The 13,554-nt window shown below is 67.9% G+C and carries 10 protein-coding genes; 7 read left to right on the forward strand and 3 right to left on the reverse strand.

Going from position 1 to position 13,554, the window contains the following annotated elements; all coding sequences use genetic code 11:
- Positions 1-10: 10 nt before the first annotated feature.
- The 3 genes from AC1KAT_RS03075 to AC1KAT_RS03085 all read right to left on the reverse strand — a co-directional run bounded on the left by AC1KAT_RS03075 (position 11) and on the right by AC1KAT_RS03085 (position 4,965).
- Positions 11-1,717: an ExeA family protein gene (locus tag AC1KAT_RS03075; protein WP_480322660.1), complete on the reverse strand. Its 1,707-nt coding sequence runs from the start codon at positions 1,715-1,717 to the stop codon at positions 11-13.
- 102 nt (positions 1,718-1,819) lie between these two features.
- Positions 1,820-3,568: a class I adenylate-forming enzyme family protein gene (locus AC1KAT_RS03080; protein ID WP_480322662.1), complete on the reverse strand. Its 1,749-nt coding sequence runs from the start codon at positions 3,566-3,568 to the stop codon at positions 1,820-1,822.
- A gap of 167 nt (positions 3,569-3,735) precedes the next feature.
- Positions 3,736-4,965: an acyl-CoA dehydrogenase family protein gene (locus tag AC1KAT_RS03085; protein ID WP_480322664.1), complete on the reverse strand. Its 1,230-nt coding sequence runs from the start codon at positions 4,963-4,965 to the stop codon at positions 3,736-3,738.
- 171 nt (positions 4,966-5,136) lie between these two features.
- Here AC1KAT_RS03085 and AC1KAT_RS03090 point away from each other — a divergent pair, with 171 nt between their 5' ends.
- The 7 genes from AC1KAT_RS03090 to AC1KAT_RS03120 all read left to right on the forward strand — a co-directional run bounded on the left by AC1KAT_RS03090 (position 5,137) and on the right by AC1KAT_RS03120 (position 13,488).
- Positions 5,137-6,096: an alpha/beta fold hydrolase gene (locus tag AC1KAT_RS03090; protein WP_480322666.1), complete on the forward strand. Its 960-nt coding sequence runs from the start codon at positions 5,137-5,139 to the stop codon at positions 6,094-6,096.
- A 260-nt stretch (positions 6,097-6,356) separates the two neighbouring features.
- Entirely contained in the window at positions 6,357-7,313 is a 957-nt protein-coding gene (locus AC1KAT_RS03095; protein ID WP_480322668.1) for an ABC transporter permease, read from the forward strand.
- Positions 7,314-7,326: 13 nt separating this feature from the next.
- Positions 7,327-8,214 carry an ABC transporter permease gene (locus tag AC1KAT_RS03100; RefSeq protein WP_480322670.1) on the forward strand — a complete coding sequence of 296 codons (888 nt, stop codon included), beginning with the start codon at positions 7,327-7,329 and terminating at the stop codon, positions 8,212-8,214.
- Positions 8,215-8,258: 44 nt separating this feature from the next.
- Positions 8,259-9,959, forward strand: a complete 1,701-nt coding sequence (locus AC1KAT_RS03105) for an ABC transporter substrate-binding protein (protein ID WP_480322672.1) — start codon at positions 8,259-8,261, stop codon at positions 9,957-9,959.
- A gap of 188 nt (positions 9,960-10,147) precedes the next feature.
- Positions 10,148-11,158 (forward strand): ABC transporter ATP-binding protein, encoded by a 1,011-nt coding sequence (locus tag AC1KAT_RS03110; protein ID WP_480322674.1) that lies wholly within the window; start codon positions 10,148-10,150, stop codon positions 11,156-11,158.
- Positions 11,145-12,206: an ABC transporter ATP-binding protein gene (locus AC1KAT_RS03115; RefSeq protein WP_480322676.1), complete on the forward strand. Its 1,062-nt coding sequence runs from the start codon at positions 11,145-11,147 to the stop codon at positions 12,204-12,206. The genes AC1KAT_RS03110 and AC1KAT_RS03115 overlap by 14 nt, the downstream gene beginning before the upstream one ends.
- Before the next feature lie 34 nt (positions 12,207-12,240).
- Positions 12,241-13,488 carry a TetR/AcrR family transcriptional regulator gene (locus AC1KAT_RS03120; RefSeq protein ID WP_480322678.1) on the forward strand — a complete coding sequence of 416 codons (1,248 nt, stop codon included), beginning with the start codon at positions 12,241-12,243 and terminating at the stop codon, positions 13,486-13,488.
- Positions 13,489-13,554: the final 66 nt, after the last annotated feature.

Consider the following 13,554-nt stretch of genomic DNA (forward strand, 5'->3'; position numbering starts at 1 on the left):
CGCCCCTCCTTCAGTTCGCGGGCGTCTCGGGGAGACGCGGTTCGTCGATGCCACTCAGACGGTTGAGCAGCATGAAGGTGGTCGCGCCTGCCACGCCATCGGGCGTGAGGCCTTGCGCGAGCTGAAAACTCTTGACCTTGGCCTTGAGCGACGCATCGAGCGTCTGCTTGCCCTTGGGTGCGGGCTGGCCTTGCAAGCCCGCCAGCCGCGCGGCCAGCCAATCGACAGGAGGGCCGCTGTGACCGTCGAGCACCTTGCCGTTGTAGCCCGGCGGCGTGCGCCAGAAGGTGCCGAACTCGCCGCGCCAGCGCCGGCCCAGCGACTCCAGCGACACAGTCAGCGTGGCCCCGCCCGACAGGCGCAGCGTCGCCGTTTGCGAGGTCAGCCCCACCAGCAACGCATACAGCTTGCCGCCGCCATCGGCCTCTAAGGCGATCACCCCGGGCCGGCCAAGTTGGCGGATGAGGCCCAGCCCGGTCGTGCTGCGGTGGCACATCAGGTCGTGGCGCTGCGCCAGTGCACAGGGGTCGCCGTCGCCGAGGGACACCTTCCAGGCCGCACCCAGCTCGCGCCAGGCCTCGCGCTCGTCGCGGAAAGCCGCGTCGAGCGAAGCGAGTTGCGGGATGGGCGTGGCCGCGGCCACCGGCGTCGGCACCGGAGCCACGAGCGCTGCAACCGACGCAGGCGCCGCCACCGGCAGCGCCGAGGCCGCCGGCGCGACAGCAGCAGGCACCTCGGGCGCCGCGGCCGACGGCGGCGCAGCGGGTCGCCACAGGCTGCCCAGCGCCCACGCCCCCAGGCCGACGATCAACGCCCCGGCGAGCGCGCCGCCACCGATCAGCGCCAGGTTGTTCGCGCGCGGGCTGGCCAGCGTCGTCATCAGCGGGCCGAAGGTCGATTTCTCGAACACCTCGCCGGCCGCGCGATCGACCGTCTCTCGATCAACCTTGGGCTTGCCCGACGAATAGGCGCCCAGCAGGGCCCGGTCGCACAGCAGGTTGATGCGCCGGGGAATGCCGCGGGTGAGCTGGTGGATGCGCCGGCGCGCCGCCCGGTCGAAGGGCAAGGGGCGCGATAGGCCCGCCACCGACAGCCGGTGGCGGATGTAGCGGCTGGTCTCGGACTCGGTGAGCGCTTCGAGGTGGAAGCGCGCCACGATGCGCTGCGCGAGCTGTTCGAGCTCGGGCCGCGCCAGGATGCCGCGCAACTCGGGCTGCCCAATGAGGATGATCTGCAGCAGCTTGCGCTCGTTGGTTTCGAGGTTGGTCAGCAGCCGCAGCTGTTCGAGCACATCGGGCGAGAGGTTCTGCGCCTCGTCGATGATGAGCACGTTGTTCTGCCCCACCGCATGCGTCTTGAGCAAGAACTCGTTGAGCGGGTCAACGTAGTCCTTGACCGTCGGCGGGTTGTTCGGGTTCGTCTCGTAGGGAATGCCGAACTCGTCGCACACCGTGCGCAGCAACTCGAAGACCGTGAGCTTCGGGTTGTAGATGTAGGCGACGTTGCAGCGCTTGGGGATCTGCTCGAGAAAGCAGCGGCACACCGTGGTCTTGCCCGCGCCGATCTCGCCCGTGAGCAGCACGAAGCCGCCACCGCCATCCACCCCGTAGAGCAGATGCGCCAACGCTTCGCGGTGGCGGTCGCTCATGAACAGGTAGCGCGGATCGGGCGCGAGCGAAAAGGGCTCGCGCTTCAGACCGAAGAATTTCGCGTACATGGGGGGCGAGGATACGTCGCGGCGGTGGCCCCTCGGCAATCGCCCCGGCGCGAGGCCGCAGACCCGGATGCCGGCGGGGCCCGGCTCAGCGGCTCAGCGACCTCAGGCCGCGATCCCCAGCATGCGCTTCAGCTCGGGCTTGAGGATCTTGCCGCTCGGGTTGCGCGGCAAGGTCTCGCGCAGCACCAGGATGCGCACCGGCACCTTGAACGAGGCCAAGCGCTCGCGCACGAAGGCTTTCAGTTCGTCTTCGGTGGCGTCGGCCCCAGCTTTCAAGGCCACCACCGCGCCGGGCTCTTCGCCCAGCGTGCGGTGCGGAATGCCGACCACGCCCGCGTCCATCACGGCCGGGTGTTCGTAGAGCACCGCCTCGACTTCGCTGCAGTAGATGTTTTCGCCGCCGCGGATGAGCATGTCCTTCTTGCGATCGACGATGAAGAGGAAGCCCTCGTCGTCCATGCGCGCCAGGTCGCCGGTCTTGACCCAGCCATCGACGAACGCACGCGCGGTTTCTTCGGGCTTGTTCCAGTAGCCCTTGACGATGTTCGGGCCACGGGCCCACAGCTCGCCGATCTCGCCGCGCGGCAACTCGACGCCGTCGTCGTGGGCGATCTTGATCTCGTTGATGGGCAGCGCGGGGCCGGCGCTGTCGGGGCGGTTTTCGTAGTCTTCGGCGCTGTGGCTGGTGAAGGTGGCCGAGGTCTCGGTCATGCCCCACCCGGTGCCGGCGATCGACTTGGGGAACTCTGCCTTGATGCGCTTGACGAGTTCGGCCGAGGCCGGCGCGCCACCGTATGACACGGTCTCGAGGCTGGAGAGGTCGTACTTCGAGCGGCTCGGGTGTTCGACCAGTTGCCACGCAATGGTGGGCACGCCGCCGGCCTGCGTGAGCTTCTCGCGCTCGATCAGGGCCATGGCCTGTTCGGCGTCCCACTTGTGCATGGTGACGATCTTCGTGCCGTTGAAGAAGGTCACGCACAGCAGCGCCTGGCAGCCGGTGGTGTGGAAGAAGGGAATCGCCACCAGCGAACCGCGCTGGTGCGTGCGCGAGGCGGGGTCGGGGATCGGCTCGCCGCGGCGCACGAAGTTGCGCATGCCGACGAAGTTGCTGGCCATCAGCACGGTGGTGGACGCGCGGTGCGTGCCGAGCGCGCCCTTCTGCGGGCCGGTGGTGCCTGAGGTGTAGAAGAGCGTCGCGTCGTCTTCGGGGTCGAGCGGCACGTCGGGCAGCGGCAGGTCGGGCAGATCGCCCCAGCTGTTGGTCGCGCCGATCACGTCTTGCAGCGAGCGCACGGCCGGGTGCATGCCCGGTGTGACGGTCGTGCGCGTCAGGAACACGCGCTGCAGGTCGCGGCAGGCGTCGAGCCGGCTTTCGAGCCGCGCCCAACGTTCGCCGTCGAGCACCGCGACCTTGGCACCCGAATCGACCAGGCCGTATTCGAGTTCGTTGCCGGTGCCCCAGGCGTTCAGCGGCACGGCGATCGCACCGACCAGCAGCGCGGCAAAGTAGGCCACCGGCCACTCGGGCAGGTTGCGCAGCGCCACGGCCACGCGGTCACCCTTTTGCACGCCTTCGGCGATGAACTCGTGCGCCAGCTTGACCGCTGCGCGCGAGAAGTTTTCGAATGTGGCACGCTCGTCCTCGAACACGAGGTAGGTGGCCGCGCCGTGCGCCCGGCCGGCGAGGAAGGCCTCGCGCATGGTGCGCGGGGCGTTCTTCCAGACCCGCATCTTCACGCCACGCACGGTGGCGACATCCATCTCGAAAGGCGACCCGGGGCGGGTGAGTGCAGCGTGCGCATCGGCGAGCGACATGGCGGGCCAGGGCTTGGAGGGTGCGGCGTCAGACATGGTGAACAAGACTCAGGTTGGCAGCAGCAGTTCAGAACAGAAAGAAAACAGGCAGCGGGCGCGCGCCCGTCGCGGGGCATTGTCAGCGTTTTCGACGCTCGTCTGGCTCACCGGCGCGCCCGTTTTGGGTGCACCGGCAGCACATGCGGCAGGCTCGCGAACGACGCTCAGCGGTACTTGGCGAATTCGAGTTGCGCGATGCTGCGGTTGTGCACCTCGTCGGGGCCGTCGGCCAGTCGCATCGTGCGCATGCTGGCGTACTGGCGCGCGAGGCCCGCGTCGGCCGACACGCCCGCCGCACCGAAGGCCTGGATGGCGTGGTCGATGATCTTCAGCGCGGTGCGCGGCGCGGCCACCTTGATCATGGCGATCTCCAACCGCGCGACCTTGTTGCCAACCTTGTCCATCATGTCGGCGGCCTTCAGGCACAACAGGCGCGTCATCTCGATGTCGATGCGGGCTTCGGCGACGCGCTCTTCCCACAGCGAGTGTTCGGACAGCTTCTTGCCGAAGGCCACACGCGACTGCAGGCGCTTGACCATCTTTTCGAGCGCGACTTCGGCGCTGCCGATGGCGCGCATGCAATGGTGGATGCGGCCCGGCCCGAGGCGGCCCTGGGCGATCTCAAAGCCGCGGCCTTCGCCCAGCAGCAGGTGGTCGGCCGGCACTCGCACGTTATTGAGGATGACCTCGGCATGGCCGTGCGGCGCGTCGTCGTAGCCGAACACCGGCAGCATGCGCACGACCTCGACACCCGGCGCGTCGAGCGGCACGAGGATCTGCGACTGCTGCGCGTGCCGGGGGGCGTCGGGGTTGCTCTTGCCCATCACGATGGCGAGCTTGCAGCGCGGGTCGCCCACGCCCGACGACCACCACTTGCGACCGTTGATGACGTAGTGATCGCCGTCGCGGCGGATCGAGGTCTCGATGTTGGTGGCGTCCGACGAGGCCACGTCGGGCTCGGTCATCAGGAAGGCCGAGCGCATGCTGCCTTCGAGCAGCGGCACCATGTACTTCGCCTTCTGCTCGGGCGTCGCGTAGCGGGCCAGCACCTCCATGTTGCCGGTGTCGGGGGCCGAGCAGTTGAACACCTCGGAGGCAAAACCCACCTTGCCCATCTCTTCGGCGCACAGCGCGTATTCGAGGTTGGTCAGGCCCGCACCGCGGTAGGGGCTGTCTTCGGGAAGCGAATCGACCGGCAGGAAGAGGTTCCACAAGCCGGCCGCCTTGGCCTTGGCCTTCAACTCTTCGACGATGGGGATGACCTGCCAGCGGTTGTCGCCGAAGGACTTCATCTGCGCCACGTAGACCGGCACGGCGGGATAGATGTGCTCGTTCATGAATGCCACCACGCCGTCGCGCCAATAGGTCTGCCGTTCGGACAGGCTGAAGTTCATCGGGTTTCCTCGTTCGTGATGGGTTGGCCGCGCAGGGGCCGCGGTGGGCCGCCGGACGCGGCGCGAACCTTAGCAGAGCGCTTCGAATCGTGGCAAACTGAATTTTCTAATCTGGTGAATTCGCACGCGACTCACCTCGCAAATCGACCCCATACCCTGGCTTCGACACCTGTGAACGACGACCCGAACGTTTCTGCCCCGCTGGCCCACCTCGACGGCCAGCCTGCCGACCGCCCGGCGTGGTTCGACACCGCCCTGGCGCGCGAGCCGCAGCGCGAGTGGCACACCGTGCGCGGCGCACGCATCGAGACCCTGACCTGGGGCGAGCGCGGCCAGCCGGGTTTGCTGTTTCTGCACGGCAACAAGGCGCATGCCGACTGGTGGCGCTTCATCGCGCCCTACTTCGCTGACCACTACCGCGTGGTCGCACCCTCGTGGTCGGGCATGGGCGGGTCGGACTGGCGCGAGCGCTACGGCCTCGACGACTACGTGGACGAAGCCGATGCGGTGATGCAGGCCAGCGGCCTGTACGAAAGCGAGCGCAAACCCATCGTCGTGGCGCACTCGTTCGGCGGCTTCGTCGCGGCGCGTTTCGCCGCGCAGCGGGGCGATCGCCTCGGCGGCATCGTCACGATCGACATGCCCTTGCGCAAGCGCGACAAAGACAAGCCCCACAGCGACCGTGAGGTGCGCGACGCGCTCAACCCGCGCCCGCACCGGGTGTACCCGACGCTGGCCGCCGCGCTGGCGCGCTTTCGCTTCGCGCCGCCCCAGCCCTGCGACAACCTCTTCATCGCCGACTTCCTGGCCCGTGCCTCGCTCAAGCGGGCGCCGCTCGAAGGCCAGGCCGACGAAGGCTGGACCTGGCGCTTCGACCCCGCGCTGTGGCGCGACATGCGCATCACCAATCCCTGGGGCGATGTGGCGGCGAGCCAGTGCCGCGTGGCCGTGATGTGGGGCGGCGACTCGTCGCTGATCCAGGCCGACCTGCTGGCGGGTGCACGCCGAGCGGCGCCGAAAACGCCGTTCGTCGAGATTCCCGCCGCCCGTCACCACGTGATGGTCGATCAGCCGCTGGCCTTGGTCACCGCGCTGCAAGGCCTGCTGAGCGTGTGGCCGCCCCGGCGCTGAAGCCGCGCGCCCCCTCCCCCGAAATCTGGCGCTCCGTCGCCCCAGATTTCAAAGCCACGGTATGGCCGTCGTCGCCATTTCGAACAGGTGTTCACAGGGGCATAACGACCTAGTGTTTCCACCCGGATCGTTTTTAGAAAACTGGGTACATCATCGTTCGAACGCTGCGGGCCACCGCGGCGATGCACGAGGACGAGCATGCGACCCTTGCTTTCGACGCCCGGCCGTGCGGCGCATCTCATCAGCAGGTGCGACGCCTGATGCACGCGTACGTGCTGCGCCGGCTGTTGGCGCTCTTGCCCACGCTGTTCTTCGCCAGCGTCATCGTGTTCGTCACCGTGCGGCTGATCCCGGGCGACGTGATCGACCTGATGCTGAGCCAGAACGACGTCACGGCCGACAAGAAGAGCCGCGATGAGGTCATCGCCGCCCTCGGCCTCGACAAGCCGATGTGGCAGCAGTACCTGCACTGGGCCGGCAACATCGTCTTTCGCGGCGACCTGGGCCGTTCGCTGTGGCAAGACGTGCCCGTCACCGACTTTCTGCTGGCGCGCCTGCCGGTCACCTTCGAGCTGGGGCTGATCGCGCTCATCACCGGGCTCGTGATCGCCGTGCCCATCGGCGTGTACTCAGCGATGCGGCAAGACACGGCCGGCGACTACGCGGCGCGCTCGTTCTCGATCCTGCTGCTGGCGGTGCCCAGCTTCTGGCTCGCGACGATGGTGGTGGTGTTTCCGTCGATCTGGTGGGGCTGGTCGCCCTCGGTGAGCCACGTGCCCTTCCACCGCGAGCCGTGGACCAACCTGCAGCAGATGCTGCTGCCGGGCGTGATCCTCGGGGCCTCGCTCTCGGCCATCACGATGCGCCTGATGCGCACCATGATGCTCGAGGTGCTGCGGCAGGACTACATCCGCACCGCGTGGGCCAAGGGCCTGAGCGAGCGGCTGGTGGTGCTGCGGCACGCGCTGCGCAATGCGCTGATCCCGGTGGTCACGCTGATCGGCCTGCAGGCGCCGCTGCTCATTGGCGGCGCGGTGATCATCGAGCAGATCTTCGTGATCCCGGGCATGGGCCTCTTGCTGCTCGACGCGGTGAACCAGCGCGACTACCCCGTCATCACCGGCGTCTTCCTCGTGGTCGGCGTGGCGGTGATGCTGATCAACCTGCTGGTCGATCTGAGCTACGGCTGGCTCGACCCGAAGGTGAGGTACCGGTGATGAGGACCGCCCGATGAGCGCCGTGCTGCCCGCACTTGCCTTGCCTGTGCCGCGCAAGCCGCGCGGCGTGATCGCCCGGCTCTTCCTGCACAAGCCGCTCGGCGCGGCCGGTGGCCTGCTGCTGGTGCTGATGCTCTTCGCAGCGCTCTTCGCCGACCTGCTGGCGCCCTACGGCTTCAACCAGATCAACATGCGCGAGCGGCTCGCCGACCCGTCGTGGCAGCACTGGTTCGGCACCGACAACCTCGGCCGCGACGTGCTCTCGCGCTGCCTGCACGGTGCGCGCCTGTCGGTGATCATCGGCTGCAGCGCGGCGCTGCTGGCCACGGTGGTGTCGGCGGTCATCGGCATCGTCAGCGGCTACGTGGGCGGCAAGATCGACCTGACCATCCAGCGCTTCGTCGATGCGTGGATGAGCTTTCCCGACCTCGTGATCCTGATCGTCGTGGTGTCGGTGCTCGGCCCCGGCATGCCGCAGACCATCGGCACGCTCGGCCTGCTGCTGGGCATCGGCGGCTCGCGCATCGTGCGCAGCGCGGTGGTGTCGGTGCGCGAGAACATGTACGTGCACGCCGCGCAGTCGCTGGGAGCGTCGTCGTGGCGCATCCTGTGGCGTCACATCCTGCCGAACGTGATGCCGCCGATCATCGTGCTCTTCACCACACGCGTCGGCACGGTGATCCTGGCCGAATCGGGCCTGGCCTTCCTCGGCCTCGGCGTGCCGCCGCCCGCGCCCACCTGGGGCGGCATGCTGTCGGGGGCCGGCCGCAACTACATGTTCGACCAGCCCTGGCTGGCCATCGCACCCGGTCTGTGTCTGACGCTCGTGGTCTATGCGAGCAACGTGTTCGGCGACGCGCTGCGCGACCTGTTCGACCCGCGCATGCGCGGCACGCGCTGATCCACAACCCCTATGGCCTGCTTCGGCCCCACCAGGAGACCTTCATGACGCGCTTTCGCTGGCACCCACTGGCCTTCTCGACGGCCACCCTCGCCGCCCTGGCCTTGTCGCCCCTGGCCGCGCAGGCCCAAGGCAAGCCGCAGTACGGCGGCAAGCTCGAAGTGGGCACGGTGTACGTGACGATCTCGGCCCTGTCGTGGGACCCGGCCGACTTCAACTGGAAGGTCAACCACGACGCCGGCGCCGCCTACGAGCAGTTGTTCGCGGCCGACCTGTCGAAGGCCGTGCGCAACGGCGGCAAGCACAAGTTCGTCGCCGATGCCTGGCTGCCCAGCGACGCCATTCGCGGCGAGCTGGCCGAGAGCTGGAAGTGGGTCGAGCCGCTCAAGCTCGAAATCAAGCTGCGCAAGGGCGTGATGTTTCCCGACAAGCCGGGGGTCATGAAAGCGCGCGCGCTGACCTCCGACGACGTGCTCTTCACCTACAACCGCCTGCTCAAGAGCCCGAAGAAGGTGCCGGGCTACTTCGACCACGTCACCAGCGTCACGGCGCCCGACAAGCACACCGTCGTCTTCAACTTCAAGGAATACAACGCCGAGTGGGACTACCGCTTCGGCTGGGGCTACTACTCGGCCATCGTGCCCAAAGAGGTGGTCGATGCCGGCGCCGGCAACTGGAAGAACGTCAACGGCACCGGGCCCTTCATGCTGAGCGAGTTCGTGCAGGGCAACTCGAACACCTACGTGAAGAACCCCAGCTACTGGGACAAGGAAAAGATCGCCGGCCAGGACTACAAGCTGCCCTTCGTGGACAACGTGGTCTACCGCACCATCAAGGACGAGGCCACCTACTACGCCGCCCTGCGCACCGGCAAGCTCGACATCCTCGAAGTCGTGCGCTGGGGCGCCGTGGACGAACTCAAGAAGAGCGCACCGCAGCTCAAATGGCATCGCTACCTGCCCACCACCACCGACGTGCTGGCGCTGCGCACCGACCAGAAGCCCTTCGACGACGTGCGCGTGCGCCGGGCCCTCAACATGGCGGTCAACAAGAAAGAGATCATCGAGCAGTTCTACGGGGGCAACGCCGAGATGTTTGCCCACCCGCAGCACCCCGACTACAGCGGCTACTACGAGCCCCTGTCGGCCATGCCGGTCGCGGTGCAAGAGCTGTTCACCTACAACCCCGACAAGGCCAAGAAGCTGCTGGCCGAAGCCGGCTACCCGAACGGCTTCACGTTCAAGGTGCAGGTGAGCGCGAGCAACTCCAACCACATGGAGCTGCTGCCGCTGGTGGCCGCCTACCTCGAACAGGTCGGCGTGAAGGTCGAGATCCAGCCGATGGAGTACCCGGCCTTCCTCTCGGCGATGACCACGCGCACCAATGCCGCGGGTTACCTGATGAGCCAGAGCCACACCAACCCGACGACGACGATCCGCAAGAACTTCATCAAGGGCCAGGTGTGGAACCCCTCGCAATGGAACGACCCGGCCTACGAACGCGCGCTCGACGAGGTCTTCCTCGAACGCGACGAAGGCAAGCGCGCGCTCAAGCTGCGCCTGCTGACGCGCGAGATCCTCGAGAAGTCGCCGTACATCTGGCTGCCCACCGCCTACAACTACACCGCCTGGTGGCCCTGGGTCAAAAACTACAACGGCGAACTGCGCGCCGGTGCCGTGCGCCCATGGCCGATCTACTCGCGGGTGTGGGTGGACAAGGACCTGAAGAAGAAGATGGGGTTCTGAGATTTCCGCATGCTTGAACCGAGGCCGGCGAGTGGGCTCGCTCTTTTCACCGCAAAGACGCCAAGAACGCAAAGGGCGCGAAGTTTTTCTTGGCGTTCTTGGCGCCCTTGGCGTCTTGGCGGTGAGAGAGCCGGGGCACGCCACCGTCTTGCGTTCAGGCTGCATGGCCATTGCATGAGTCACACCGCATGAACGAGCCGCTCCTCCAGGTCCGCCACCTCACCACCCGCTTTCGCACCGAGCTGGGCACGGTCAACGCGGTCGATGACGTGTCGTTCGAGGTCTCGGCCGGCGAAACGCTGGCCCTCGTCGGCGAGTCGGGCTCGGGCAAGAGCGTCACGGCGATGTCGCTGATGCGGCTGATCCCCAACCCGCCGGGGCAGATCGTCGGCGGTGAAATCTTGTTCGAAGGGCAAGACCTGCTCAAGCTCAGCGAGCACGAGATGCGGGCCGTGCGCGGCAACCGCATCGCGATGATCTTTCAAGAGCCAATGAGTTCGCTGAACCCGGCCCTGACCGTGGGCATGCAGATCGCCGAGCCGATGAACGTGCACCGGCGCACGCCCTGGAAGCAGGCTTTGGGCGCCGCACGCGATCTGCTCGACCGCGTGCGAATTCCCGACGCGGCGAGCCGCGTCAACGCGTACCCGCACCAGTACTCGGGCGGCCAGCGGCAGCGCGCGATGATCGCGATGGCGCTGGCCTGCAAGCCCAAGCTCATCGTGGCCGACGAACCCACCACCGCGCTCGACGTGACGGTGCAGGCGCAGATCCTCGACTTGCTCAAAGAGCTGACGCGCGAGATGCAGGCGGCGCTGATCCTCATCACGCACGACCTGGGCGTGGTGGCGCGCTATGCCGACCGCGTGGCGGTGATGTACGGCGGGCGCATCGTCGAGCAGGCGCCCGCGCGACAGCTCTACAAGCACCCGCAGCACCCGTACACGCGCGGGCTGCTGGCCTCGGTGCCACGCATCGACGGCGACGCCACGCAGCGCCTCGTGCCCATCGACGGCCAGCCGCCCGACCTGTCGGCGTTGCCGCCGGGTTGCGCCTTTGCGCCACGCTGCCGGCTCGCCTCGGCCGAATGCCTGCTCACGCGGCCCCCGCTCGACGCGGTGGCGCCGCAGCACCTGAGCGCCTGCCTGCGCAACGCACTCGGCGAACTGCGCCTGGAGCCCCGCGATGCCCTCGTCTGAACCCTTGCTGCAGGTCGAGAACCTGAAGGTCCACTTCCCGGTGATGGCCGGCGCGATCTTTCGCCGCCAGGTCGCGTCGGTGAAGGCGGTCGATGGCGTGTCGTTCACGCTGCAGCGCGGCGAGACGCTCGGCCTCGTCGGCGAAAGCGGCTGCGGAAAATCGACCACCGCGATGGCCATCCTGCGCATGCAGGCCCTGACCGAAGGCCGCATCGTCTTCGAGGGGCAAGACATCACGCAGCAAGACGCACGGCGCGGTGCCTTCCGCCGCCGCATGCAGATGGTCTACCAAGACCCCTACGGCTCGCTCGACCCGCGCATGAAGGTGCGCGACCTGGTGGGCGAGCCGCTGCAGGTCTATGACGTGGCGAAGAACCGCGCCGACTACAAAGAGCGCATCGCGCAGCTGCTGCAAACCGTGGGCCTCTTGCCCGACATGGCCGAGCGCTACCCGCACGAGTTCTCGGGCGGGCAGCGCCAGCGCATCGGCATCGCGCGCGCGCTGGCGCTCGAACCCAGCCTCTTGATCTGCGACGAGCCGGTGTCGGCGCTCGACGTGTCGATCCAGGCGCAGGTGGTCAACGTGCTGGTCGATCTGCAGCAGCGCCTGGGCTTGTCGTACCTGTTCGTGGCGCACGACCTCGCGGTGGTGCGGCACATCAGCCACCGCATCGCGGTGATGTACCTTGGCCGCATCGTCGAGATCGCTTCGCGCGACGACCTGTACCAGCGCCCTTTGCACCCCTACACGCAGGCGCTGCTGGCCGCCGTGCCGGTGGCCGACCCCGAGGTCGAAGCCACCCGCCCGCGCGTGGTCGTCAAAGGCGAGGTGCCCAGTGCCCTGCGCCCGCCGCCGGGTTGCCGCTTTCACCCGCGCTGCCCGCAGGCGCTCGAAGTCTGCCGCTCGCAAGACCCGCCGCTGGTGGACATGGGCGGCGGCCGCGCCGTGGCCTGCCACCTGCACCCCCAGCCGGCCGCGTCGGCGGTTGCCCAGCCGCTGGTGCGCATGGAGCGCAGCGCCACCGCGCCGTTGGCCACGAGCCTGTGACGCGACAGCGCACACCGTCACAATCCGCCCCCCGATGTCGCCCCCGCCCCGCACCAGCTTCCAGACGCCGCGCTTCCAGGTCAAGCGCGAAGCCATCCTGGGCGCCGCCGCCGAGCTGTTCAACGAACACGGCGTGAAGGGCGCGACACTGGCCGACATCGCCGCGCGCGTGGGCCTGGTCACCAACAGCGTCACCTACTACTACCGCAAGAAAGAAGACCTGGCGAAGGCCTGCTTCCTGCGGGCCATCGAAGTCTTCAGCGACATCGCCGACGAGGCGAGCCAGCAGCCCGACATCGAAGCCCGCGTGAACGCGTACTTCCGCCTGCACGTGGACCTGCTGGCGCTGATCGAACGCGGCGAGCATCCTCCGCTGGTGCTGTTCAACGACGTGCGCGCGTTGCCCGACACCCATGCCGAAGAGGTGTTCGAGGCCTACACCGGCATGTTTCGCCGCGTGCGCCAACTGCTGCGGGGTGCTGAAACGCTGCGCCTGTCGCGCGCCGACATGAACGCACGCGCCTACTACCTGCTGTCGCTGTCGCACTGGGTGCGGGCCTGGGCGGGGCGCTATGAAACATCCGACTACGGCCGGGTGTCGCGCCGCACGGCCGACATCGTGCTGCATGGCAGTGCGGGGCCGGGCTCGAGCTGGTCACGCGAAACCGAGCTCGAACGCGGCTGGCGCCTCAGCCACGAAGGCGACGCCACCTCGGACGCCTTTCTTCGCGCGGCCTCGCTGCTCATCAACGAGCAGGGCTACCGGGGGGCGTCGATCGACCGCATCTCGGCGCAGCTCAACGTGACCAAGGGCTCGTTCTATCACCACCACGACAACAAGGACGACCTCGTCTTCGCCTGCTTCGAGCGCAGCTTTGCGGTCGTGCGCCGCGCGATGGCGCTGGCCGAAGCGGAGTACACCAGCGGCTGGGCGCGCACCTGCGCCGTGGCCCGTGCGCTGGGGCGCTTTCAGCTGTCCGACGACGGCCCCCTGCTGCGGCTCGCCGCCACCAGTGCGCTTGCGCAACCCGAGCGCCGCGACGAGGTCGACCGCGCCGTGCGCCGCCTCACCTACCGCTTCGCCAGCGACGTGGTGGACGGCATGATGGACGGCTCGATGCGCCCGCTCGACCCGTTGATCGCCGCGCAGATCAGCACCGTCGGGCTGAACGCCATCGCCGGACTGCAACGCTGGGTGAGCGACGCCAGCGCCGACAACGTGGCCGAGTTGTACGTGCGGCCCATCTTCATGGGCATCCTCTGCGCACCCTCGGGCGTGTGACAGGCCACCCAGGGCTTGCACAAGCCCTGACAAAAGAACAGGTTTTCACCGGCCCTTCACACTGCG

This window comes from Piscinibacter sp. PDB5-1 (assembly GCF_056676035.1).

Excerpts from the sequence above, each read along its gene's own strand:
- AC1KAT_RS03075 (WP_480322660.1), bottom strand. The coding sequence starts at position 1,717 with ATGTACGCGAAATTCTTCGGTCTGAAGCGCGAGCCCTTTTCGCTCGCG.
- AC1KAT_RS03080 (WP_480322662.1), bottom strand. The coding sequence starts at position 3,568 with ATGTCTGACGCCGCACCCTCCAAGCCCTGGCCCGCCATGTCGCTCGCC.
- AC1KAT_RS03085 (WP_480322664.1), bottom strand. The coding sequence starts at position 4,965 with ATGAACTTCAGCCTGTCCGAACGGCAGACCTATTGGCGCGACGGCGTG.
- AC1KAT_RS03095 (WP_480322668.1), top strand. The coding sequence starts at position 6,357 with ATGCACGCGTACGTGCTGCGCCGGCTGTTGGCGCTCTTGCCCACGCTG.
- AC1KAT_RS03100 (WP_480322670.1), top strand. The coding sequence starts at position 7,327 with ATGAGCGCCGTGCTGCCCGCACTTGCCTTGCCTGTGCCGCGCAAGCCG.
- AC1KAT_RS03105 (WP_480322672.1), top strand. The coding sequence starts at position 8,259 with ATGACGCGCTTTCGCTGGCACCCACTGGCCTTCTCGACGGCCACCCTC.
- AC1KAT_RS03110 (WP_480322674.1), top strand. The coding sequence starts at position 10,148 with ATGAACGAGCCGCTCCTCCAGGTCCGCCACCTCACCACCCGCTTTCGC.
- AC1KAT_RS03115 (WP_480322676.1), top strand. The coding sequence starts at position 11,145 with ATGCCCTCGTCTGAACCCTTGCTGCAGGTCGAGAACCTGAAGGTCCAC.
- AC1KAT_RS03120 (WP_480322678.1), top strand. The coding sequence starts at position 12,241 with ATGTCGCCCCCGCCCCGCACCAGCTTCCAGACGCCGCGCTTCCAGGTC.